Here is a 2,190-nt window from a genome sequence, read left to right as displayed (position 1 = left end):
TACAACCAGTTGTTCACCATGCACGGCACCATCATGTTGCTGCTGTTCGCGACCCCGCTATTCGCGGGCTTCGCCAACGTCATCATGCCGCTACAGATCGGTGCGCCCGACGTGGCGTTCCCACGTGTCAACATGTTCGCGTACTGGCTATATCTCTTTGGCGGACTTATCGCATCGGCCGGGTTCTTTACGCCGCAGGGCGCCGCCTCGTTCGGGTGGTTCGCCTACGCACCGCTGAGCAACGCCGTCTATTCGCCCGGCGCAGGAGGAGACCTGTGGGTCTTCGGTCTCGCGCTGTCCGGCTTCGGCACGATCCTGGGTGCGGTGAACTTCATCACCACCATCGTGACGATGCGTGCTCCCGGAATGACGATGTTCCGCATGCCCATCTTCACCTGGAACATTCTGGTGACCTCGATGCTTGTGCTGATCGCGTTCCCCCCGCTCGCTTCCGCGCTGCTTGCGCTTGGCGCCGACCGGCGGCTCGATGCCCAAGTGTTTAATCCGGACAATGGCGGAGCCATATTGTGGCAACACTTGTTCTGGTTCTTTGGGCACCCCGAGGTCTATATCATCGCGTTGCCGTTCTTCGGAATCATTACCGAGATCTTGCCGGTGTTCTCTCGAAAACCACTCTTTGGCTACCACGGCCTGGTTTACGCGACCATCGCGATTGCCGCGCTGTCTGTGACCGTGTGGGCTCACCACATGTACGTGACCGGAGCGGTCATGTTGCCTTTCTTCGCCTTCATGACCATGCTGATCGCGGTGCCGACAGGTGTTAAATTCTTCAATTGGATAGGCACAATGTGGAGAGGAAAACTCTCCTTTGAGACGCCGATGCTGTGGACCATCGGCTTCCTCATCACGTTCCTCTTCGGTGGCCTCACTGGTGTGATCCTCAGTTCCCCTCCACTCGACTTCCCGTTGTCGGACTCGTACTTCATCGTGGCGCACTTCCACTACGTGGTGTTCGGTACCGTCGTGTTCGCGATGTTTGCTGGCTTCTACTTCTGGTGGCCCAAGTTCACCGGCAAGATGCTCAACGAGCGGCTCGGAAAGTTGCACTTCTGGCTTCTGTTCATTGGCTTCCACACCACGTTCCTGATCCAGCACTGGCTGGGTGTGCAGGGAATGGCGCGACGCTACGTGGACTACCTGCCCGAGGATAATTTCACCTTTATGAATCAGGTCTCGACAGTTGGAGCCGTGATTCTCGCAATCTCGACCTTGCCGTTCTTGTGGAACGTCTACATCACCTCGAAGCGCGCGCCCAAGGTCACCGTGGACGACCCGTGGGGCTTTGGCAACTCACTCGAGTGGGCGACATCCTGCCCGCCGCCGCGCCACAACTTCACCTCGATCCCCAGAATCCGTTCGGAGCGCCCCGCGTTCGACCTTCACCATCCCAAGGCGGCTGCCATCGATCACTATCAAGCAGAACGTGACGATGCCGATCACGCCCCGGTGAGTTAGGAGACTTTGCTGTGAAAATCGAAGCCAATATCTTCAACCTTCCCGCAGTGTTCTTCTTTATTGTTGCGGTCCTGTACAGCATCTTCGCCGGGTTCGGCGAGTGGGTCGGCACCGTATGCCTGCTGCTGACTGGCGGACTGTTCCTCATGGTCGGGGTCTACTTCAAGATGCTCGACAAGCGCCACGGCGTGCGCCCCGAGGACCGCAACGACGGCGACATCGCTGAGCTTCCCGGTGATCAGGGCGTGTTTGCGCCGTGGAGCTGGTGGCCGCTGGTCCTCGCCGCATCGGCCGCCTTGGGCTTCCTCGCCCTCGCGATTGGCTGGTGGATGTTGGTTCCGGCGGTCATGATCTTCGTGGTTGGAATCATCGGTTGGGTCTTCGAGTTCTCCACCGGACAGCACGCGCACTGATTTTCTGGCGCAACAGTCCGTCTAGTACGTCAGTCCGGCGGGCTGGTCGTCGGGTCCTCCACGCGTGGTGCGTCCTCACGTAACGGACCAGGCTGCACCGCTAGCGGTATGAACTGCGAGGACGCGCGCGGAGGCCGCAGACTCAGCACCCCCCAACCGCTATGTTGTTGGGTGGGAGGTAGCTAATGTCGCGTAGAGCGAGCCTATGGATGCTTTTTGGGTGCCTGGTGTTGTTGCAGTTTGGATACCCGATTACCGCGTACGGACCGTGGTGGACGGTGCTCTACCTGTTGTTCTATAG

2 protein-coding genes are annotated in these 2,190 nt (G+C 59.1%); both read left to right on the top strand.

The genetic code is table 11. The features are described 5' to 3' along the window. On the top strand, positions 1-1,476 hold a 1,476-nt coding region (locus WBV89_RS09780), incomplete at its 5' end, for a cytochrome c oxidase subunit I (RefSeq protein WP_423981151.1). Positions 1,477-1,487: 11 nt separating this feature from the next. After that, the gene (locus WBV89_RS09775) at positions 1,488-1,889 is read left to right on the top strand and encodes a cytochrome c oxidase subunit 4 (RefSeq protein ID WP_423981150.1); all 402 of its coding nucleotides are present in this window, start codon (positions 1,488-1,490) and stop codon (positions 1,887-1,889) included. Positions 1,890-2,190 lie beyond the last annotated feature (301 nt).

It is taken from the genome of Ilumatobacter sp., assembly GCF_049588435.1.
Lineage (GTDB): Bacteria > Actinomycetota > Acidimicrobiia > Acidimicrobiales > Ilumatobacteraceae > Ilumatobacter_A.
Note: the sequence above shows the minus strand (reverse complement) of the source record. Positions and strands in the feature narration are given on the sequence as shown.